Source organism: Dyadobacter alkalitolerans DSM 23607 (genome assembly GCF_000428845.1).
In the GTDB taxonomy this organism is placed as follows: Bacteria; Bacteroidota; Bacteroidia; order Cytophagales; family Spirosomataceae; genus Dyadobacter; species Dyadobacter alkalitolerans.
Genome location: NZ_AUAS01000009.1, coordinates 238,033 through 260,148 on the forward strand (window position 1 = coordinate 238,033; position 22,116 = coordinate 260,148).

The 22,116-nt window shown below is 46.3% G+C and carries 14 protein-coding genes; 5 read left to right on the forward strand and 9 right to left on the reverse strand.

Translation table 11 applies throughout. The annotated features are described in order from the left end of the window. Positions 1–38: 38 nt before the first annotated feature. The gene (locus G395_RS0119015; RefSeq protein WP_229204225.1) at positions 39–1,124 is read left to right on the forward strand and encodes an AMP-binding protein; all 1,086 of its coding nucleotides are present in this window, start codon (positions 39–41) and stop codon (positions 1,122–1,124) included. After that, positions 1,117–1,890 (forward strand): hypothetical protein, encoded by a 774-nt coding sequence (locus G395_RS0119020; RefSeq protein WP_026631517.1) that lies wholly within the window; start codon positions 1,117–1,119, stop codon positions 1,888–1,890. The genes G395_RS0119015 and G395_RS0119020 overlap by 8 nt, the downstream gene beginning before the upstream one ends. A gap of 15 nt (positions 1,891–1,905) precedes the next feature. Here the strand turns inward: G395_RS0119020 and G395_RS0119025 are convergent, their stop codons facing one another. From G395_RS0119025 to topA, 4 genes are read right to left on the reverse strand one after another with little or no spacing between them, the layout of a single operon-like run. After that, positions 1,906–2,997, reverse strand: a complete 1,092-nt coding sequence (locus G395_RS0119025) for a helix-turn-helix transcriptional regulator (RefSeq protein ID WP_026631518.1) — start codon at positions 2,995–2,997, stop codon at positions 1,906–1,908. A gap of 17 nt (positions 2,998–3,014) precedes the next feature. Continuing rightward, complete coding sequence (locus G395_RS0119030) at positions 3,015–3,896, reverse strand: bifunctional 5,10-methylenetetrahydrofolate dehydrogenase/5,10-methenyltetrahydrofolate cyclohydrolase (protein WP_026631519.1); 882 nt, start codon at positions 3,894–3,896, stop codon at positions 3,015–3,017. Next, positions 3,896–4,582 (reverse strand): SIR2 family NAD-dependent protein deacylase, encoded by a 687-nt coding sequence (locus G395_RS0119035; RefSeq protein ID WP_026631520.1) that lies wholly within the window; start codon positions 4,580–4,582, stop codon positions 3,896–3,898. Before G395_RS0119035 ends, G395_RS0119030 begins: the two co-directional genes overlap by 1 nt. Positions 4,583–4,616: 34 nt before the next feature. Next, positions 4,617–7,079 (reverse strand): type I DNA topoisomerase, encoded by a 2,463-nt coding sequence (gene topA / locus G395_RS0119040; RefSeq protein ID WP_026631521.1) that lies wholly within the window; start codon positions 7,077–7,079, stop codon positions 4,617–4,619. A 336-nt stretch (positions 7,080–7,415) separates the two neighbouring features. Here topA and G395_RS0119045 point away from each other — a divergent pair, with 336 nt between their 5' ends. Both G395_RS0119045 and G395_RS0119050 read left to right on the forward strand, forming a co-directional pair. Beyond that, the gene (locus G395_RS0119045) at positions 7,416–10,187 is read left to right on the forward strand and encodes a bifunctional aconitate hydratase 2/2-methylisocitrate dehydratase (RefSeq protein WP_026631522.1); all 2,772 of its coding nucleotides are present in this window, start codon (positions 7,416–7,418) and stop codon (positions 10,185–10,187) included. Positions 10,188–10,244: 57 nt separating this feature from the next. Beyond that, positions 10,245–12,515: an aconitate hydratase gene (locus G395_RS0119050; RefSeq protein WP_026631523.1), complete on the forward strand. Its 2,271-nt coding sequence runs from the start codon at positions 10,245–10,247 to the stop codon at positions 12,513–12,515. A gap of 263 nt (positions 12,516–12,778) precedes the next feature. Here the strand turns inward: G395_RS0119050 and lspA are convergent, their stop codons facing one another. Both lspA and G395_RS0119060 read right to left on the reverse strand, forming a co-directional pair. Continuing rightward, positions 12,779–13,291: a signal peptidase II gene (gene lspA, locus G395_RS0119055; RefSeq protein ID WP_035361743.1), complete on the reverse strand. Its 513-nt coding sequence runs from the start codon at positions 13,289–13,291 to the stop codon at positions 12,779–12,781. Further along, positions 13,292–13,984 carry a 3-keto-disaccharide hydrolase gene (locus G395_RS0119060; protein WP_026631525.1) on the reverse strand — a complete coding sequence of 231 codons (693 nt, stop codon included), beginning with the start codon at positions 13,982–13,984 and terminating at the stop codon, positions 13,292–13,294. 137 nt (positions 13,985–14,121) lie between these two features. On the opposite strand from G395_RS0119060, the gene G395_RS0119065 reads away from it, so the two are divergent. Continuing rightward, positions 14,122–15,939 (forward strand): M61 family metallopeptidase, encoded by a 1,818-nt coding sequence (locus G395_RS0119065; RefSeq protein ID WP_026631526.1) that lies wholly within the window; start codon positions 14,122–14,124, stop codon positions 15,937–15,939. 69 nt (positions 15,940–16,008) lie between these two features. Here G395_RS0119065 and G395_RS0119070 read toward each other — a convergent pair whose 3' ends face one another. The 3 genes from G395_RS0119070 to G395_RS0119080 all read right to left on the reverse strand — a co-directional run bounded on the left by G395_RS0119070 (position 16,009) and on the right by G395_RS0119080 (position 22,064). Further along, positions 16,009–19,812 (reverse strand): CotH kinase family protein, encoded by a 3,804-nt coding sequence (locus G395_RS0119070; RefSeq protein ID WP_026631527.1) that lies wholly within the window; start codon positions 19,810–19,812, stop codon positions 16,009–16,011. A 225-nt stretch (positions 19,813–20,037) separates the two neighbouring features. Continuing rightward, positions 20,038–20,808, reverse strand: a complete 771-nt coding sequence (locus tag G395_RS0119075) for a TIGR03915 family putative DNA repair protein (protein WP_026631528.1) — start codon at positions 20,806–20,808, stop codon at positions 20,038–20,040. Next, positions 20,808–22,064, reverse strand: coding sequence for a putative DNA modification/repair radical SAM protein (locus G395_RS0119080; RefSeq protein WP_026631529.1), 1,257 nt, complete (start codon positions 22,062–22,064; stop codon positions 20,808–20,810). The genes G395_RS0119075 and G395_RS0119080 overlap by 1 nt, the downstream gene beginning before the upstream one ends. Positions 22,065–22,116 lie beyond the last annotated feature (52 nt).

Genomic DNA, 22,116 nt, shown 5'->3' on the forward strand with positions numbered 1-22,116 from the left:
GCGAAATTACAGATTGTTTGGGTTTCCTTCAAAAACAAATGAATAACTTTCCAATGCCCTGGAACACAAGTATAAGTGCAATTAGAACACAGGAAAGGCCGGATCATTCCTACTTTGCCGAGGCATATGATTTCATGCAATCATGGCTGATTGGCCAGCAGACATTCATATTACAGACTTCCGGCTCGACAGGGGCGCCAAAACCGATCCAAATTAACCGAAGCCAGTTGATTGCAAGTGCGCAAATGACGGGCAAGGCGCTGGGCCTTCATGCGGGAACGCGCGCGCTCGTTTGTCTGAATGTACATTATATAGCGGGCCTGATGATGCTTGTCCGCGGGATGGAGCTGGATTGGGAAATGACGGTCATCGAACCATCTGCTAACCCTTTGCTGGATGTTGATTCTGATGCTGAATTCGATTTTGCTGCATTGGTCCCGTTGCAACTCACGGCTATTCTAGAAAATCCGCAGACAGAAAGTCAGGTGAACATATTAGGAACAGTGCTTTTGGGCGGAGCGCCGGTTAATGTTTCGCTGCAAAGAAAAATTGAAGTATTAAGGATTCCGGTTTACCAAAGTTACGGCATGACCGAAACGGTTTCGCACATTGCACTGCGCAGATTGAATGGCGAAAATTTTTCGGAAGATTATCAATTTCTGCCCAACATTGGTTTCGGCACAGACCATCGCGGCTGCCTGCACATTTCCGGTCCGGTTACGAATGGTGAAGTTGTCCAGACGAATGATCTGGTTGAGATTGCCGGAAATACATTCAAATGGATCGGAAGGGCTGATAATGTGATCAATTCGGGAGGCGTTAAGATCGTTCTGGACAAAGTGGACGCGACCGTAGGCAAAGTGTTTTATGATTTAAAGGTCGAGAATGCATTTTTTAACTGGTTCGTTTCGGATGAAAAACTGGGGCAGAAACTGATCCTGGTTGTTGAAGGAACCGTGAACACTTTTCATGCAAAGGACATGATTGAAGAAATTAGAAAACGCCTTTCCGCCTATGAAACGCCGAAACATGTTTACTTTGTGCAGCATTTTAATAAAACAACCACGGACAAGGTCGATAAGCGGCGCACCGTCCAACAACTTTTAGCATCTCAAAATGGATAAGAATATTCAGATCCCCGGTTACTATATCATTCGCTTTCAAACGGCGTCCGTCGTTCCGGCCCCTTATTCGCATTTTTATACATTAAAACTCGATATCGCTGCGAAGGATCAGCTTACGGTTGATTTTGACATCAAATATCTGGATCGCGACGAGCTGGATGAGGACGATCTGCTGGACGAAGGTTTTTCACCGGATGATGATTATGCCTGGAAAGGCAATGTTCCGGCGATCTGGATCGGGCAGTTTCAGGACATTATGACTTCTTCCAAAATCATCAGAAAAAGAGAAGAAAGTGAATTTGAGGATTTTATAGAAATTGAGCTCGACGAGAATGGTAAAATGGTTACTATTTATCCGGTCGATAAGGAACGCTGGTCGTACTTCTTACAGGAGTTTATGCAGGCAGTTTTTGAAGCGGGTGGGAGAGAGATGCCATTTGAGCTTACTTACCTCGAAATTGACGGCGATAACCAGAAGCAGCTGGACCTGCGCGCATCATTTGCAGAAAAATCATTCACATTGGTAAAGGATAAAGCGCCGGCCCGGAAACTAGAATGGTCGCAGTTGCAAAAGGTTATGGACACGGTTTACAAAGCCGAGTTCGTGCCTGATAATGCTTCGGACAAAAAGCCTTCTAAAAAGGGAAAATACATTACTGCCGGAGACGGACTTTGGTATCAAATGGGCGTTGCGATCCTGGAAACAACCTCCAAAAGCCGGGATCTGGACAAAATTGACGCTTTGTTCAATTCTTTGTCTAAATAATTTTTGTTCAAGTAATTAAGCTTTGTACTGGTTCAGTTCCTGCTGCAATTCATCTACCAGCAGGCTGACCCTTTCCAGTGATGGCTGCGGTGTAGGCAGTTGCAAACTTACAAATGCCTTCACTTCCCACACTTCCTGCACATTTTGCAAAGGAACTTCCAATTCTTCAAGATCGGCCATATCGGACGTCAGAAGCAACATTCCGGAGGTTTTTACCTGATTAAATGCAGTCCTGTACACAAATCCGTGTCCGCGCAGGACAAAGATGTATTGCATACCATCCTTAATGTCATACCAGTTCCTCACGAATGTTCCAACTAATATAGAACCTGGGTACGCAAAGTCTGCACCGCTTTCAAAGGCCCGGTAATAGCCCATAGGCAGGTTAGGAAGCTGAAAAACAGGAAGTTGGTTCAGATATGCCGGATTTTGAAAGTTAGCAAGATATTCCTGCTGTAAATTTTTTGCAACCCATTGAATAGTAGGATAGTTAACTGTCTTTTCTTCAACCTGTGCATTAAACTGGCTGCCCTGGAATTGGTTGTTAAAAACAGGCAGTTGTGAATCAGGACGAGCGCTCACTGCCGGGTTTTGTATAGCTGGCTGATGTTGAAAAGCGGGCTGAACGGATTGAATAGATTGAACCGGCGCGACAGGCTGCGCAACTTGTGCTGGCTGGTTCTGCGGTTCGCCATTTACGGGCTTGAAGTTAACCTGCTTGGAAACCATTCTGATCTCCGGTTCAGGCTGCTGATATTTTTCTATGATTTTTGACAAAGGCTGCGGTTCCGAAAAAGCCGGGATGCGGATCTGCGAAGGAGCAGGCGCATTGCCCGAATGCGAAACCGTCATAGGCCGACCCGCATTCATGGGCAAAGACATATCCGGCGTTTCCCTTAATTTCCTGAGGTCATTTTTGAGCAGATTATCCACTGTGATGCCGAACGCCGCAGCCATATTTTTCAAATTGGTCAGGTTTGGATTGGCACGGGCCTCTTCGTAAGCGCCAAGCAAAGAGCGTTTTATCGCGATCTTTCTTGCAAATTGCTCCTGAGTCAGGCCATTAAGCCTTCTGAGATATTTGATATTATTGCTGACGATGCTCATGATGAATGCTTTTCAGGTTATTGGTAAATTTCCTTCTTAGCAGCTTTGAATGTATTGGTTAGTAGCCCACAAATGGTCATCAGACCCACGCCTCCCGGAACGGGCGTAATGTAGCTCGTTTTGGGCGCGACGTCATTGAAGTTAACATCACCTTTGATTGCAAAACCGCTTTTCTTGGTCTCGTCCACCACTCTCGTAATGCCCACGTCAATCACTACTGCTCCTTCTTTAACGTAATCAGCGGTCACAAATTCTGGTCGGCCCAGCGCAACGATCAAAATATCTGCGGTTTGGCAGATTTCTTTCAGATTTTGTGTTTTTGAATGCGTAATGGTTACCGTGCAATTGCCCGGATATTCATTACGCTGCATTAATATGCTCATCGGCAAGCCCACGATCTGGCTGCGGCCGATCACTACGCAATGTTTTCCGCTGGTTTCAATGTTGGCACGGATCAGCATTTCCAGGATGCCGAATGGTGTTGCAGAAATGTACGCCGGAAGCCCTTTGCACATTTTACCCACATTCACCGGGTGAAAACCGTCCACGTCTTTGGCCGGGTTAACAGCTTCCATAATGGTGTTTTCAGAAATATGTTTGGGCAAGGGAAGCTGCACAATGAACCCGTCCACGTCCGGATCGTTATTTAATCCTTCTACTGCGTCCAAAAGTTCGTTTTCACTTATTTCAGGACCGAATCTCAATAATGTTGAAGTGAAACCGATTTCCTCACAGCTTCTGATTTTGGATGCCACATAGGTTTCGCTTGCGCCATCGGCACCAACGAGTATGGCAGCCAAATGCGGCTTTTTGCCACCACCGGCCACCCAGGCTTCCACTTCGTTTTTTATTTCAAACTTGATTTGGGATGAAATTGCTTTCCCGTCTAGTAACTGCATTATTGACTGATAATATTTTTGATAAGAATTTCCATTCCCGTAGTCGCCTTTTCCTGAATAAATGTCATGTTGGCTTTAAGGCTGATATCGGGTTTTGCAGGATCGATAATATAAATGGGCTTGTCCGCGCCAACGTAATGCACGAGTCCGGCTGCCGGATAAACTGCCAGCGACGTGCCAACAACCACAAAGATGTCAGCCTCTTCCGTCACATCCATAGCGATTTCCATCATCGGGACCTCCTCGCCAAACCACACAATGTGCGGCCTGAGCTGGCTCCCAAGTTCACAGAGATCTCCCGTTTTCAGTTCCCAGGAAGACATTTCGTAAACCAGGTCGGGGTTCTTCGTGCTTCTGGATTTGAAAAGCTCGCCATGCAAATGAATTACTTTTGAAGATCCCGCGATCTCGTGCAGGTTATCAACGTTTTGGGTAATGATGGTTACGTCAAAATCCTTTTCCAATTCCACGAGCGCATAATGGGCAGCATTGGGCTTCACGTCCGCAGCCTGCTTTCTGCGCTGGTTGTAAAAGTCCAGCACAAGTTCCTGGTTACGCTGCCAGGCTTCAGGCGTGGCCACATCCTCAATACGGAAGTTGTCCCACAAGCCACCATTGTCGCGGAATGTGCTGATCCCGCTTTCGGCACTGATGCCCGCTCCGGACAGCACTACAAGTTTTTTCATGATCTTTATTTTCTAGTGTGTAACTGATTTATTATTAGCTCTTTTTTGCTGCTTTGGGTGCTGCCGGCTTCTTAGCCGCCGGTTTCGCTGCTGCTTTTTTCGCCGCTGGTTTTTTGGCTGCCGGTTTTTTCTCTGCCACCTTTTTCTCTGCCGGTGCTTTTACAACAGCCGCCTTAGCCGCCGGTTTCTTGCCAAATCTTCCCGCAGGCTTATCCGGTGTTTCTGCCGCCAGCTTCACCACTTCTTCGTAAGTAAGCGATGCCGGTTCTGTTCCTTTCGGAATTTTCACATTCTTTTTTCCAAAAGCAATGTAAGGTCCGTATTTACCATTCAGCACTTTCGCGTCCGGATCTTCGGCGAACTCTTTGATGGTCCTGTTGCTGTCCTGTAAGCGTTTTTCAGTGATAATTTCGATCAGTCTGTCTTCGGTGACAGCCATTGGATCGTCCGTTCTTGCCAGAGAATAATATTTGCCGTCATGCTTCACATATGGGCCAAATTTTCCAATGTTCACAATCAGTTCTTTCTCTTCATACAAACCTACTTCGCGCGGCAGTTTAAATAATTCAAAAGCTTCTTCCAGCGTAATGTTCTCCATCAACTGGCCTTTCATCAAGCTCGCAAATTTTGGTTTTTCCTCATCTTCCGCATCACCAATCTGCACATAAGGACCGTATTTGCCGATTCTTACGGATACTTTCTTGCCCGTTGCAGGATCTTCGCCCAGATCGCGCGAAGTAAGGCTGCGGTCGATGGCTTCCTCGTTTGCTTCGGTTACTTTCTTCTGAAATGGCGTGTAAAAGTTTTTGATCATCTGCCGCCATTCCAGTTGGCCGTCGGCAATGTGGTCAAAATCCTTCTCAACATTCGCCGTAAAAGAGTAATCAATAATGTCATTGAAATGACTTACCAGGAAGTCATTCACGACCATACCGGTGCTGGTAGGGAAGAGTTTTGCCTTTTCCGAACCGTAAATTTCTCTATTAACCTTGCTGTTGATCTGGTTATTGGCCAGCGTCAGTTCTTTAAAATCACGTTCTGTTCCCTGGCGGTCTTCCTTAACAATATATTCGCGCCTTAATATGGTAGAAATCGTTGGTGCGTATGTGGATGGACGTCCGATGCCCATTTCTTCCAGTTTTTTAACCAAACTTGCTTCCGTATAGCGAGGCGGGTTCCTTGTGAAGCGTTCCGTCGCTTTCATATCTGCCAGGTTCAGGATCTGGTTAATGTTCAGCGGAGGCAGCATTCCTTTTTGCTCTTCGTCGCCTTCATCGTCACTGGATTCCATATATACTTTCAGGAATCCTTCAAATTTGATCACCTCACCTTGTGCAACGAGTTCTTCGGAAGTGGTTGATATAGAAATGGTTGCCGTTGTGCGTTCCAGTTGCGCATCTGACATTTGTGATGCGATGGCACGTTTCCAGATCAGCTCATACAAGCGCTGCTCATTGCGGTCGCTGCTGCCATTTAATGTAGAAAAATCAGTTGGCCTGATGGCTTCGTGCGCCTCTTGTGCCGACTCATTTTTGGTCTTAAAAACCCGTTTATTATAGTAATCCTGTCCGTACTCCTTCGTGATCTGCACCCTTGCTTTTTCCAATGCTTCCTCCGACAAGTTCGTGGAGTCGGTTCTCATGTAGGAAATTTTACCTGCTTCATAGAGCCGCTGCGCAACTGTCATGGTTTGCGCTACGGAAAAGCTCAGCTTACGGGATGCTTCCTGTTGTAATGTAGAAGTTGTGAATGGCGGTGCTGGTGTTTTTTTTGCTGGTTTAACTTCAAGGCTTTTGATGGAGAACTGTGCGCCGATGCATTTTTCGAGGAATTTCATCGCATCTTCTTCCTGCGGAAAATTCTTCGCCAATTCTGCATTCAAGACTTTGCCGTTTCCAAGATCAAAGTGCGCAGTTACTTTAAAGCTGCTCTTGCTTTTAAATGCGTCGATTTCTCTTTCCCTCTCAACAATGATGCGAACGGCAACAGATTGCACGCGGCCAGCCGAAAGGTTGGATTTGCCAATCCTTATTTTTTTCCAAAGCACCGGCGAAAGCTCATAACCTACGAGCCTGTCCAGGATCCGGCGTGCCTGCTGCGCGTCTACCAGATCTACATCTATTATACGCGGCTTGGAAATCGCATTTTGTAAAGCAGTTTTCGTAATCTCCCGGAACACAATTCTTTTAGTATCGTCGGGTAACCCCAAGGCTTCTTTCAAGTGCCACGAAATCGCCTCTCCTTCGCGGTCATCATCCGTTGCGAGCCATACTTCTGCGCCCTTGGCGAGTTTTTTAAGCTCGGATATCACCTTTACTTTATCAGCGGAAATTTCATAAGAAGGTTGGAAACCATGGTCAACATCCACACCCATATCATGCTCCGGTAGGTCACGAACGTGCCCGAAACTTGACTTAACGGTGAAATCTGCTCCTAAATAACTTTCAATGGTTTTGGCCTTCGCCGGTGACTCTACGATCACCAGATTTTTTGACATAACTTTGGATTTAAGGGATCTTGTAGCACTTTGAATGTCCAAATATAGGGTACAATCCTGCAAAAAATCAAAGCGCTGCTGAAAAGGTAATCTAAAATCGCCGATAATGCGACAGTCCCAGTTGGGCGTATTTGAAATAATTTCCCAAATATCCGGGCTGTAAGAACAAAAACTTTAAGGGCGAGGTTATTTAAATGCGTCCTTAGTATATAATGATGCTAAATAGTAGTGAAAAGCGGCAGGCAGGCCTCAGCTTATGCCGTAAATTCGTACTTTCGCGTGTTTTAATGATCAAAAATCTTCCACCTAATTGAGGCGTATATTGTATTTTTCACTATGAACATTTATAAGGATTACATCAAGGAAATTGAAGAAAGAGCAGCCCAGGGACTTCATCCTAAGCCTATCGACGGCGCTGAGTTACTGGGAGAAATCATCGCACAGATAAAGGATACGGAAAATGAGTATCGCGAAGACTCTCTTAAATTTTTTATCTACAACACATTACCAGGAACAACAAGCGCCGCCGGTGCGAAAGCCAGGTTCCTGAAAGAAATCATTCTTGGCGAATCCATCGTAGCAGAAATATCACCGGCCTTTGCATTTGAATTGCTGTCGCACATGAAGGGCGGTCCTTCCATCGGCGTATTGCTGGATCTTGCTTTGGGTGAAAATTATTCGATTGCAAAACAAGCGGCTGCGGTGCTTAAAACGCAGGTGTACTTATATGATGCAGACACAGACCGTCTGAAAGAAGCATTTAAAAGCGGCAACGAAATCGCTCGGGAAATCCTTGAAAGTTATGCCCGCGGTGAATTCTTCACATTACTGCCTGAAATACCGGAAGAAATTAAGATTGTCACATTCATTGCCGGAGAAGGGGACATTTCAACAGATTTGCTCTCACCGGGTAATCAGGCGCATTCGCGTTCTGACCGTGAACTGCATGGTCAATGCATGATCACAACGACTGCCCAGAAGCAGATCAAAGCGTTACAGGAAGAGCATCCTGACAAAAGTGTGATGCTGATTGCCGAAAAAGGCACGATGGGCGTGGGCTCTTCGCGGATGTCAGGTGTGAATAATGTGGCGCTCTGGACTGGCAAGCAGGCGAGTCCGTATATCCCTTATGTTAACATTGCGCCTATTGTGGGTGGAACAAATGGTATTTCACCTATTTTCCTAACCACTGTTGATGTTACAGGCGGGATTGGAATAGATTTGAAAAACTGGGTGAAGAAAGTGGACGAGAACGGAAACGTTGTGCGTAACGAAAGCGGAGATCCTGTTTTGGAAGAGGTTTATTCTGTTGCTACGGGCACTGTTTTGACCATTAATACAAAAACAAAAAAACTGTACTACGGCGACAAGGAACTGATTGACATTTCCAAAGCGCTTACGCCGCAGAAAAAGGAATTTATCAGAGCAGGCGGCTCCTATGCCATTGTTTTTGGTAAAAAAATACAAACGGTTGCGGCAAAGATCTTAGGCATCGAGCCCACGCTCGTTTTTGCACCTTCAAAGGAGATATCAAATGAAGGCCAGGGTCTGACGGCAGTTGAAAAAATCTTTAACAGAAATGCCGTTGGCACAACACCTGGTAAAGTTTTGCATGCTGGTTCTGATGTTCGTGTAGAGGTTAACATTGTTGGTTCACAGGATACGACGGGGTTAATGACCGCTCAGGAACTGGAATCAATGGCTGCGACCACTATTTCACCGATTGTGGACGGAGCTTATCAGTCTGGTTGCCACACAGCGTCGGTTTGGGATAAGAAAGCGCAGGCTAACATTCCGAAACTGATGAAGTTTATGAATGATTTCGGCCTCATCACCGCGCGTGACCCCAAAGGCGAATATCACTCGATGACCGATGTGATCCACAAAGTCCTTAACGACATTACGATTGACGAATGGGCAATCATTATCGGTGGTGACTCGCATACGAGAATGTCCAAAGGCGTTGCCTTCGGTGCTGACTCAGGAACTGTTGCGATCGCGCTTGCAACCGGTGAAGTTTCGATGCCAATTCCCGAATCCGTTAAGGTAACATTCAAAGGTGACATGAAAGACCACATGGATTTCCGTGATGTCGTTCACGCCACGCAGGCGCAGATGTTGCAGAAGTTCGGCGGCGAAAACGTTTTCCAGGGCCGCATCATTGAAGTGCATCTGGGAACATTACCAGCCGACCAGGCATTCACATTCACCGACTGGACCGCGGAAATGAAGGCGAAAGCTTCCATTTGTATTTCAGAAGATGACACGTTGATCGAATCCCTGGAAATTGCCAAAAACAGGATTCAGATCATGATCGACAAGGGCATGGAGAACCACAAGCAGGTTCTTCAGGGACTGATCAACAAGGCGGATAAGCGCATTGCTGAAATCAAATCCGGTGAAAAACCTGCTTTGGTGCCTGATGCAAATGCAAAATATTATGCAGAAGTTGTCATTGATCTCGACGCAATCGTTGAACCGATGATTGCCGATCCGGATGTAAATAATAAGGAGGTTTCAAAGCGTTACACCCACGATACTATCCGTCCGCTTTCTTTTTATGGAGAGGACAAAAAGGTTGATCTCGGTTTTGTAGGCTCTTGTATGGTTCACAAAGGGGATTTGAAAATTGTTTCTCAAATGCTCCGCAATTTGGAAGAACAAAAAGGCAAAGTTGAATTCTTCGCTCCGCTGGTTGTGGCAGCGCCGACTTACAATATTATAGAAGAGCTGAAAAAAGAAGGAGACTGGGATGTTTTGCAAAAATACTCAGGCTTTGAATTTGACGATAACGCTCCGAAAGTAGCGGCGCGTACGGAATATGAAAATATGATGTATCTGGAACGTCCGGGCTGTAACCTTTGCATGGGCAACCAGGAAAAGGCGGCGAAAGGGGATACGGTTCTGGCAACTTCCACTCGTTTGTTCCAAGGCAGGGTTGTTGAAGATTCGGATCGTAAAAAAGGAGAGTCATTGCTGGCATCTACACCGGTTGTTGTTTTGTCCGCAATCCTCGGACGCATTCCGAACATTGAGGAATACAAAGCAGCAGTGGTTGGCATTGACCTGACGAAGTTTACACCGCCAGTTAAACAATTGGCGAGATAATCGATACTGGCACAGTTGTTGACGCGTGTGAATGTATTAGCATAAATAATAATTACTATGGCTTTTGACTTAGACATGATTAAGGGCGTTTATGCCCGTATGCAGGAAAGGGTGGAAGCTGCTCGTAAGATAGAGCGGCGGCCTTTAACCCTTGCAGAAAAGATTTTATATTCCCATTTGTGGGAAGGAACACCTACACAAGTTTACGAGCGCGGCAAGTCCTACGTGGATTTTGCTCCCGACCGTGTGGCTATGCAGGATGCCACGGCCCAAATGGCGCTGTTGCAATTCATGCAAGCCGGAAGACCGCAGGTTGCAGTTCCTTCAACCGTGCATTGCGATCACTTGATCCAGGCAGAGGTTGGGGCGACGCAGGATTTGAAAAATGCGGTTGACAAGAACAAAGAAGTATACGACTTCCTTTCTTCGGTTTCCAATAAATACGGCTTAGGCTTCTGGCGTGCAGGTGCTGGTATCATTCACCAGGTTGTGCTTGAAAACTATGCATTTCCGGGCGGAATGATGATCGGGACGGACTCACACACGCCTAATGCAGGTGGTTTGGGAATGATCGCGATCGGTGTGGGTGGCGCGGATGCCAGTGATGTTATGTCCGGACTTGCCTGGGAGCTGAAAATGCCTCGCTTGATCGGTGTTAAACTAACTGGTAAGCTAAGCGGATGGACTGCTGCGAAAGACGTTATTCTCTGGGTAGCAGGTCAGTTAACCGTAAAAGGTGGGACCGGTTACATTGTTGAATATTTTGGCGATGGAGCGGAAAGCATCTCGGCAACCGGTAAAGCGACAATTTGTAACATGGGTGCGGAGATTGGTGCTACTACTTCGATATTCGCTTATGATTCGAGAAGCGCGGCTTATTTAAGAGCAACAGAACGAGCTGACATTGCCGAAGCTGCTGATGCAGTGAAAGACTATTTGCGTTCGGATGATGAGGTTTATGCAGATCCTGCTACCTATTACGATCAGTTGATTGAGCTGGACCTATCGACATTGGAGCCACACGTGAACGGACCGTTTACGCCGGATTTGGCCTGGCCGCTATCTAAATTCGCAACTGCGGTTAGAGAAAACGGCTGGCCGGAAGTGCTTTCTGTTGGATTGATCGGATCCTGTACGAATTCAAGTTACGAGGATGTTAGCCGTGCGGCGTCTCTGGCGCAGCAGGCAGTTGATAAAAAGTTGACAGTAAGCTCTGAATATACCATTACGCCAGGTTCGGAACTCGTTCGCTATACGGTGGAACGCGATGGTTACCTCGATACATTTGCCAAAATCGGCGGCGTTGTGCTGGCAAATGCTTGCGGACCTTGCATTGGTCAGTGGGCGCGTCATGGTGCTGAAAAAGGAGAGAAGAACTCTATTATCACTTCCTTCAACCGTAACTTCTCCAAACGCGCGGATGGTAATCCAAACACGCACTCATTCGTAGCTTCGCCTGAAATCGTAACTGCACTGGCGATTGCTGGTCGCCTTACTTTTGATCCGAGAACAGATAAGCTGGTGAATTCGGAAGGTGTCGAAGTAATGCTGGACGAGCCAACCGGTCTGGAGCAGCCTATAAGAGGTTATGCCGTGGAAGACGCTGGCTACCAAGCTCCTGCGGAGGATCCAAGCCAAGTTCAGGTTTTAGTAAGCCCTACCTCGGACCGCTTGCAATTGCTGGAACCATTTGCTGAATGGGAAGGAACAGACCTGAGAGGTTTGAAACTGCTGATTAAGGCAAAAGGAAAATGTACGACAGACCATATTTCAATGGCTGGCCCATGGTTGAAATACCGCGGTCACCTTGATAATATCTCTAATAACATGCTGATTGGTGCGGTTAACTACTATAATGAGAAAACCAACACCATCAAAAATCAGCTTACGCACGAATATTCAGAAGTCCCCGCGGTGCAGCGTGATTACAAAGCGCATGGGATCGGAACGATCGTTGTGGGTGACGAAAACTACGGAGAAGGTTCATCCCGCGAACATGCAGCGATGGAACCGCGTTTCCTTGGCGTCCGGGCCATTTTGACAAAATCATTTGCCCGTATCCACGAAACGAACCTGAAAAAGCAGGGAATGCTCGCATTGACGTTCGCTAATACAAGTGATTATGATAAGATACAGGAAGACGATACCATTGACATTGTCGGACTGCAAACTTTTGCAGAAGGCCAGCCGTTAACCATCGTTTTGCACCATGCAGATGGCACAAGCGAAGAGTTTCCGGTAAACCACACTTACAATGAGCAGCAGATCGAATGGTTCAAAGCAGGTTCTGCGTTGAACATTATTCGCAAATCGGTTGCAGCTGCGTAAATTAGGTGATATTTCATGTATAAGTGCAAAAAGGCTTCCCTAGGGAGGCCTTTTTTGCATAAAGAAAAATCACCTAGAATACACCCCAGCAAAGCTAAAAATCCCGGAGGGATGCAATATTTGTAGAAAAAAAAGGTCGGGTAAACTGAAATCCCGGAGGGATGCAACGATATACCAGTTGTTGCATCCCTCCGGGATTTCAGTTTATGAGCTAGATGGCGGCAGGGCGTTACCGATATTATATCCCGCTGGGATTTTGCATTTTATCTTAAAATTCTTGCTTTTTGCCTTGTGTAAGATTGGATAAAAAAGATGAACATGCCCATCATGATCGACACGTCGGCCATGTTGAAAATGCCGGTTTGGAAGAAGCCGAGGTTAATGTGAAGAAAATCAGTAACCGAACCGTGAATGAGCCTGTCATAAATATTTCCTATGCCGCCGCCGATGGCAAAGCTCAGCGCCAGCGCGCTCATAAGCGTGAGGTTTCTTTTCAGCAATATGTAGGCAACGCCAAAAAAGAGCACGATCAGCGGAATAACTGAGAGTAAGATGACCTTCATTGTATGCGGAAGCCCGGCACCAATGCTAAGGAAAGCACCAGTGTTTTCGACGTAAGTGATCGTCACAATGTCTTCCACAACGCTTATCGTTTGATAAAAACCGACATTTTTGCGAACGACATTCTTTGATATCTGGTCGCAGCCGAAGTTGGAAATTAGGATTAAAAAAATGGCTATGTTCCTGATCAGCCGGTCCGATTTTATATCAAACATTTATTTCGAGAACGATTTAATAGATGCAACTTTCACTTCCTTAAACTCAACTTCCGATCCTTCCGACTGCAAAGCAATCTGTCCTTTCTGTGCCGTCGCATTATAACCATAATTGACCATCACGCCATTCAGCCACACTTTGATTGAATTTTTTACACATTCGATCGTCATGGAATTCCATTTGCCCAGCGGCTTTTCCGTGCCGTCCGTCAGGTTGGGGACTCTTCTCAGTTTGTCGCCATTAACGCCCCATTTTTCTTTCGGGCCACGTCTTTTCTCCATTTCCGGCACCGTGATGTCTTCCTGAATGCACCAGAAATCACCAGCATTCTGGTTCATCAGTTGCACCTCAATGGATTTTGGAAACATTTCATAAAGGGCTCTGGGCGTAGAAACGAAAACAAGTGCGCCGCAATTGCCCGGCTTACCAGCAAAGCGATATTGAAATGTGAAACGAAAATTCTCATACTGATCGTCCGTAATCAAATGTCCTCCCGGCGTTCCAAGGCTTACCAACAGACCATTACGCACAAGGAACGGTGTTTTCAGCGCAGGATCTTTATCCATATCGGGAACGTCAATGTGCCAGCCTTTTAAGTCCTTGCCGTTGAAAAGTGTTTTTGTCTGGCTCTGTGATTGGTGGGAAACGCTAAGAAAGAAAAGGATGCAGAAAGGCAAAAGTATTTGTTTCATCAATGAGCTTATTTCAGGTTAGGATATCATTTAGAACGGAAAAATTAAGCAATTATCCGCTCAGTGCAATCACCGCCGTATTAAATGTAGAAGATTAAGATTAAATTGGCCGCTTCCGTTTTCATTTTAAAGCTGCTATGAAAAAACTCATTTACCTGTTTTCGCTCACATGCTTTGCAGGCAACGCTTTTGCGCAAAAGATTAATTATGACATTGCTTTTCCTAACCTCATCCACCACGAAGCCAGCATTGCCGTAACGGTCACCGATGCGCCTCAGAAAGAACTGACATTCCGCATGAGCCGCTCTTCTCCCGGCCGCTATGCCACACACGAGTACGGAAAGAATGTTTACGACGTAAAAGCAATGGATAAAGCAGGCCGCGAAATGCCAATCGAACGTGTCGACGGTGATGTTTATAAAGTTTCAGGATTAAATGGATTTGTAAAAGTACAATACACGCTTTACGCCAATCATGCCGACGGGACTTACGCCGGTTTAGACCAGAACAGCATTCATTTGAATGCACCCGCCACTTTTCTATGGGTAAAGGAATTGCAGAATGCACCGATTGAGGTAAAATTCAATTTGCCCAAAGAAGGAAAATGGACCATTGCGACGCAGCTCAAACCTGCCGCCCAACCAAACACATTCAGTGCATCAGACCTGCAATATTTAATGGATTCTCCGATCAAGATCGGGAAGCTGATTATGAAGGAGTGGACATTAACTAACCCGGATCAGAAGCCCGTGAAATTCAGACTTGCGCTTGAAATTGCCGGAAGCGATTCATTGGCAGACAGTTTTGCAGCGAAAATCAAACGCATTACACAGGAAAGCCAGATGATATTCGGCGAATTTCCGGCTTTCGATTTCGGCCAGTATACATTTCTTGCCAGCATTAATCCATATGTGCGGGGTGATGGCATGGAGCACCGCAACAGCACAATGATCTCGATTCCCACTGCTTTCACGGGGGCAAACAATTTGCTGGGCGTATTTTCCCATGAGTTTTTTCATGCCTGGAATGTCGAACGAATCCGCCCGAAAACGCTCGAACCATTCAATTTTGAAAAGAGTAACATGAGTTTCGAGCTTTGGTTCGCCGAAGGTTTTACACAATATTACGGCGACCTTATTCTGGCCCGTGCCGGCTTTGATTCACCTGAAGAATATTGCCAGACATTGAGTTTTTTGGTCAATACCAAAGAAAATACAGCTGGCGCGAAGCGCATTTCGCCAGTCCAGGCTAGTAACAATGCGGTTTTCGTGGATGCTGGTGTTTCGATTGATAAGACAAATTATCCCAACATTTACACTTCTTACTATCCTTACGGCGCGTCTATTGCACTGGCGCTTGATCTTCAACTGCGTGCGCGGGGGCTCACTTTGGACGGATATATGCAGGCCATTTGGCAAAAGCTGGGAAAACCGGAAATAGCCTATCGAGTGAGTGACCTGGCGGATGTGCTTGTGGCTTACAGCAAGGACAAAACGTTTGCAGAAGGTTTTTTTGCAAAATATATCAATGGCCACGAATCCTTCGACTATGCGCCATTGCTTCAAATGGCAGGCTTGACTTTGAAAAGACAGTTTGCCGGCAAAGCATGGATCGGGGATGTGCGGTATAAGGAAGGAACGGAGCTTACCATTTTATCCAACACAATCATTGATTCACCCCTGTACAAGGCAGGCCTGGATGTCGACGACCAGATATTGAAAGTGGATGGAAAAACTGTGACAACGCAAGCTGAGTTAAATGTCAACCTTAATGCGCACAAGCCGGGAGAGGAAATTGGCATTGAATACCGTCACCGTGAGGATGTCAAACTTGGCATGATCACATTAATCGAAAACCCGAAATGGGTGGTAGAACTAAATGAAACGGCCGGCTTGCCTGTGACAGAAGAAATGAAAAAATTCCGCAAAGACTGGCTTGGAACGAAGATCAAGTAACTGCATAGTGGTTGAAAAAAACAGCAAAAGCCGGGTTATGCTCGGCTTTTGCTGTTGATAACGGTTTTATCAATGCGTGATCACCAACTTCTTCGTTTCCGTTGTTTCTCCACTTTTAATTTGAAGCAAATAAACCCCCGCAGGCGCATCAGGCAGCTTAATTTTTGCTTCCTGGATGCCAGTTCCTTTCACTTTTGCCGTATGCCAAACGCGACCGCGAATGTCAGTGATGGTAATGGTTGCTCCATCCGGGCTGGAAAGGTTGAATTTTGCATTAAACTCTCCGGGTGCGGGATTAGGGAACACATTCAGGCGTTCGTCAGCTCCGCCCGGACTGAACATAATTTCCGGCGCGCCCAACCTTGCATTGTTCTGCCCGCTGCTGGTGAAGCAAGCCTTATCCTGTCTGATACTCGGGCCATTTAAGCCTTGGATACGCACCGTGTTATTGCCTGCTGCAAGCGTCACATTGAACACCTCCTCACGAAATACAATGTTCCAGGAATATGTGGCAGGCAGATTAACCGCTGCAATTGCCGTAACATTGTTTACCGAAATCGAAATATTAGGATTTGAACTCGCCGAATAGCGCAATTTCAATTGGTATGTCCCGGCGCTTGGGACGCCATTCACTGCATAATCGACATAGTGATTGGAATTTTCTTTCAATCCGCGCGTGCTGCCGCCCGAAGCATTGGGGTCGCCGGAAATCGCGCCGTTCCCACCCTGTAACTCCGATTCCAGACACAATGCAAAATCACCGCCGACAGGAGGCGCACAGTTGGTAATGTTCAAAGTTACCGTTGCCGTTTTATCGGCGCAGCCATTTCTGGATGCTTTTACAGTGTAAACGTAGGAACCATTTGCGCCTGGCGCGGCAATGTTGATCGAGCTTCCGGTTTGGTTGATGCCATTTCCTGTCCAGGTGTACGTTACGCCAGAGCAATCTGCCCCTGTGCAATTGGTTGATAATGTCACATTTGCAGAGCAGGCCGGATTTGTGTTGGAAGCGTTTGCCGTGACGTCAAATGCACAAGTCGGTTGTTGCGGGTTTTGTCCGCCCGGGCCTGTCACGCATATTTTATCCTGCCGAATGCTGGCTCCCGGCAGTCCCTGTATCCTGAGCGTATTATTGCCCTGATTTAGTGTTACATTAAATGTTTCTTCTCGCCAGACAATGTTCCACGAATAAGTAGGAGGGAAACTGGCCGAAGGTAACACCACATTGCCATTCACTGAAAAACTCGCCTGCGTAGCAGCATTGGCGTAATAGCGCACTTTTACCTGATGCAAGCCGGTCGCTTTCACCCCATTGACGGCGTAATCCACGTAGTGATTGTAATTGTCTTTATCACCCCGCGTGCTGCCATTAGAGGCATTCGGATCGCCGGTTATAGAGCCATTCCCACTTTGGTTTTCCGCTTCCAAACATGCGCTGAAGGGATCACCACCGACCGGCGGCGTGCAATTGGTAATGTTCAATGTTACCGTTGCGGTCTTGTCCGCGCAGCCATTTTTCGATGCTTTTACGGTGTAAACGTACGAACCGTTTGCGCCAGGGGCCGCAATGTTGATCGAGCTTCCGGATTGGTTAATGCCATTTCCTGTCCAGGTGTACGTTACGCCCGAGCAATCTGCACCCGTGCAGCTGGATGATAATGTAACATTGGCAGAGCAGGCTGGGTTTGTACTGGAAGCATTTGCGGTAATGTCAAATGCACAAGTCGGTTGTTGCGGGTTTTGTCCGCCCGGGCCGGTCACGCATATTTTATCCTGCCGAATGCTGGCTCCCGGTAGTCCCTGAATCCTGAGCGTATTATTGCCCTGATTCAATGTTACATTGAATGTTTCCTCGCGCCAAACAATGTTCCAGGAATAAGTGGGAGGAAAACTGGCCGATGGTATAACCACATTTCCATTCACAGAAAAACTTGCCTGGGCTGATGCGTTGGCATAATAACGAACTTTCACCTGATGCGTCCCGGTTGCTTTCACACCGTTGACTGCATAGTCAACATAGTGATTGTAATTATCTTTATCACCGCGCGTGCTGCCATTAGAGGCATTCGGATCGCCGGTTATAGAACCATTTCCAGATTGGTTTTCCGCTTCCAGGCATGCGCTGAATGGATCGTTGCCCACTGGCGGGTTGCAATTGGCAATGTTCAAAGTCACTGTCGCCGTTTTATCCGCACAGCCGCTTTTAGATGCTTTTACAGTGTAAACATAGGAACCATTTGCGCCCGGAGCTGCAATGGTAATCGAGCTTCCCGTTTGGTTAATGCCATTTCCTGTCCAGGTGTACGTTACGCCTGAGCAATCTGCGCCTGTGCAATTGGTTGATAATGATACATTTGCAGAGCAAGCCGGACTGGTGTTGGAAGCATTCGCTGTGATGTCAAATGCGCAGGTTGCTTGGCCATTGCAGCCTCCATCCTTCATAGGGCAGAAATAGGCATCCAGCCAGCTGAGCCTTTGCGTAATGTAGTTGTTGACGTATGCCAAACCTCCGGAACGATTGGCGCCGCCGTAATTGTCTTGTGAAACGGCTGCGTCGCGCTCGTAAATTAGGTTGGAATTGAGCAAGTTGTAATTTGCCTGGAAACGGTTTTTAAGATTGGCTTCTGCGAGAATATTTTGTCTGAGCTCGAAATAACGGGTGGCGAGTTTGTTTTTAAAGCCATCAGGATTAACGCGGAAGAGCTTTTTAAATAACCCATTTTGCCTGTCGCCCTGCGTTTTATTACTTCTGACCCCATCCGGAAAGTAGCCCCAGGCCCCGTCAAGATCCCAGGGAATAAAAAACCAGGGCTGTCCCTGGTCGTAGCGACCGACAAAATAATTCTTTTCCATGTTATCCTCCACCGATAACAGGTTTAGGAAAATGAAATAGTCAATAACATTTTCCTGCATGAAAAGCGTCCAGATGTTAGCACGGAACTCATCGTCTGATGATTCAATAACGCCTTTCAACAAATTTTGATGATTGTTCCAATCGCTGTAATCGGGATATTCCAGTTCCCAGCTCTGCCATTCTTCCGCGCCTGCCACTGGTCTTGCCACGCCAATTCCTTCCCATGCAGCTGAAAGTGACCAGTCATCCGCTTTGAACAATTCGCCTCTGATCACATCGCCGTCATTCTTCTTCAATTGCAGTTGCTTGCGGTCCATATCCTCACCGATCATATAAACACCCTTATACGATTTATTCATAAAAACCTCCACATATCGTGTGCGGATCGAGGAAACGGCTGATGGCTCTGATGAAGCGTAATAGAGCTTATGCATATCGATCCAGAGATTATGCGAAACATTGTTTGTAGCACGCAATTCTTCATTCCACATACCAAAAAATAGCCAGCGTTTATCGCTCCTCAGCCCCAGAATGGATTCATCTTTGTTCTTTCCCTGCGCATCTTTAAACTGCACCCGATAATTCTTTTTTGGGAAAAATGAAGAACTGTTGCCCCGAATACGGATGGCCATATTGGAGATCAGGGGAGAGTTGGATGCCTCCGCGATGGATATGCCGCCGGGGATTTCCTCTTCCAGGTTAATTTGAGAAGGGTCCGGCACATCCAGGTTGACTAATGGGAGTTGCGTGAAGTATAAAGTATATTGCTGTCCACCGTTTGTCACCAGGTATTTCACTCCGTGTGTAAGTGTCGTGACACTTCCCGGGAAAGTAAAAACTTTGGCCCCGAACTGCATTTGAATTGGTGAACCGGTTATTTGTCCCTGGGTTGGAACCTGATTGCAGACGATCATTTTCCGACCTTCATCTACATAAAACCTATAATTCTCAGTAGGGATCTGAGCATAGGCCCCGAAGGACAGCATACAGCATAAAGTCAGGTAAAACAGATGTTTCATATTATTAAGTTTTGTGTATAAAATGCTAACCCACAAGCGGATAGTGCATTTCAAACTTAATATATTTATAGTCTACAACTGGACCGAATAATAATTGAAAACTACCGTTTACACATTAAAACTCTTCATTACTCCAAATTTATTCGACTAAATTGTTGATTTGACATCGAATAAGTTTGGTGTACTCATAATTTAAGTTCGCAAAGCAATATTATAAAAGCGATTTCATCTTTGCTTCTCTGAAAGATATTTCCAATAACGCTTAGGCACGTGGCGGATGTGGAGTTTCATATTTTTGCGCGCGGGAATGTTGACGCTGCGGAAGTAGTCTTTCCAAAGCAGCGCATATAGTTCTTCCTCCGGATCAAGCACATTTACGGGAAGGGCATTGAGGGCCGGGGACATTTCAGCTGTAAAATCGAAAGTGATCTCTTCCACTTTTTCGAGATCGTAGAATAATCCGTATTTCCGTTTCAAATCGTAGATGATCCACTTCTGGTCGGCGTAGCGGTTTTTGAAATGATCTGTGAGTAAGGGCAGCACATTGAAATCCGGTTCAATGTGCGCGTAAAAGATATGGTCGGCCGTTTTCTGAAAGCGAATGAAAGCCTCCATCCGATGCTTCTCACGATGAACTTTATGGCTCATTTGCGAGATTTCTAAAACATATTTGTTTCCGAAATTAGCCTCGGCACCCGGCGGGCTGTCGATAATGTAGCGTATGAATTCAAACAGATCCTGAAATGTGGCGGGCTGCTCGGAAAGGAATGCTTTATAGATTGATTTCATCCAATTGCTATCCAGCTTTTTGCCCAACCCCTTCCACACCCGATTTGCTTTTGCATCATCGCTAATGACAGTGAATGCTTCCTTGAAAACATCAGGCACATAATGAATTTGGCTGACAAGCTTTACAGCCTCAGATTTTTTCTGATAACATTCAAAAACTGCCGTTAGCAAGCCTTCCAACGTCCCGTCAAACACGAATATTTCCATCAGAAAATAGAAAGCTGGTTCTTGGGGACTTTCGTGTATTTACTGCTGCTTTCCGACAAGATCACCGCCTTAATGTGCCCCGCTTCATAGTCCCGCAGTTGCAGCGGACTATCGGCATACCTGATAAAATGTTTGGCCTTATTGAATGAGATCCCGATCTTTTTAAGCTGGTCCTGGTGAAGCCTGCCAAATTTTCTGGCTTGAACAATTTTCAAAGCCGAACCCACGCCGATGCCCGGCACACGCATGATCATCTTATAATCGGCCGTATTGACATCAACGGGAAAATCTTCGAGATGCCGTAATGCCCAGCTCAATTTTGGATCCATGTCCACATCGAGATTGGGATGGGCATCATTCAAAATTTCCTTAACATCGAATCCATAAAAGCGCATCAGCCAGTCTGTCTGATATAACCGGTTTTCTCTGATCAGCGGCGGCTGCGAGCCTATAACAGGCAACCGGGCATCCTGGCTGATGGGGATGTAGCCTGAATAATAGACCCTTTTCAGTGAGAAGTTTTTATAGAATGTATTCGCCGTATGCATAATCTCCTTGTCGGATTCCGGCGTTGCGCCAATCACCATTTGCGTGCTCTGACCGGCTGGCACAAACTTCGGGACTGCCTTAATAAGGCCTTTTTCGCTCGAAAACTGCGTAATGTTCTGCTGAATGTAATTCAGCGGCTTCTTTACATCTTCGTGAGATTTCTCCGGAGCCAGCAATTTCAATCCCGACTCGGTGGGCATTTCCAGGTTAATGCTCATCCTGTCGGCATACATGCCCGCCTCTTTCAACAACTCTTCACTTGCTCCGGGAATGGTTTTCAGGTGAATGTAGCCATTGAAACGCTGCTCATTCCGGAGCTTTTTTACAATTCTTACCAGCCTTTCCATTGTATAATCGGCATTTTTAAAGATGCCGGAGCTCAGAAAAAGACCTTCTATATAGTTGCGGCGATAAAAATTCATCGTTAGCTCTACCACTTCATCCACCGTGAATGCCGCTCGTTTTATATCATTGCTGCGCCTCGAAACGCAGAATGCGCAATCATAGATGCAGTGATTGGTGAGCAGGATTTTGAGCAGCGATACGCAGCGCCCATCTTCGGTGTAGGTGTGACAAATCCCCGTTCCCTCCGCATCGCCAAGTCCCTTATTTTCATTCTTTCTATTACTGCCACTGGATGAACAAGATACGTCATACTTAGCTGCATCCGCCAAAATTTCCAACTTCTCACGAATCCTCTCGAACATATATTTTTTTGAATAAGTGGACTTCCTCTAAAATATTGTGAAGCACTAACCA